General features: G+C 41.2%; 1 protein-coding gene. It reads left to right on the forward strand.

The window, feature by feature from the left end:
- Nucleotides 1–878 (forward strand): ribosome biogenesis GTPase Der (der, locus tag L652_RS0100125; RefSeq protein WP_024603158.1); only part of this gene is annotated, 878 nt, incomplete at both ends.

An 878-nucleotide genomic window follows, 5' to 3' on the forward strand; every position in this document is an offset into this window, starting at 1 on the left:
CCAAGCCATTGCTAATCACTTGCGTAAACAAGAGAAAAAGTGCTTTGTTGTTGCCAATAAAACCGACGGCATTGATGCAGATTCAAACTGTGCTGAATTTTACCAATTATCATTAGGTGAAATACATCATATTGCAGCTGCACATGGCCGTGGTATTACCCTATTACTTGAACAGACACTTCAGCCGCTTATTGCTGAACTAGCTGCTCAAGATGAAGAAGTAACAGGTGATGACGAAGAACTAATCGACCTTTACGAAGAAGGCGAAGGTGATGATACCGATCATCAAGCGTTTGCAGACAAACCTGTAAAGCTTGCTATTATTGGTCGCCCTAACGTTGGTAAGTCAACACTTACAAACCGTATATTGGGTGAAGATCGTGTAATTGTATATGATATGCCAGGTACAACGCGCGATTCTATTTATATTCCAATGACGCGTAACGACAAAGAGTATGTCTTAATTGACACAGCCGGTGTTCGTAAGCGTAAAAAAGTAAGTGACGTAGTTGAAAAGTTCTCAGTAATTAAAACACTACAAGCAATCGAAGATTGTAACGTGGTTTTACTTGTTGTGGATGCGCGCGATGGTATTTCTGATCAAGACTTAAGCTTATTAGGTTTTGCGCTTAACTCAGGTCGTTCGCTGGTTATTGCCGTTAATAAATGGGATGGCCTTGACGACTACGTTAAAGATCGTATTAAAACAGAGCTTGATCGCCGTTTAGGCTTTATTGACTTTGCACGCTTACACTTTATATCTGCACTTCACGGTACAGGTGTTGGTCATTTATTTGAATCGGTTGATGAAGCGTACGAGTCAGCAACTAAGCGTATTAGCACCGCAATGCTTCGCCGTATTATGGACATGGCTCAAG

The sequence above is a fragment of the Pseudoalteromonas sp. TB25 genome, from assembly GCF_000497995.1.
GTDB lineage: Bacteria > Pseudomonadota > Gammaproteobacteria > Enterobacterales > Alteromonadaceae > Pseudoalteromonas > Pseudoalteromonas distincta.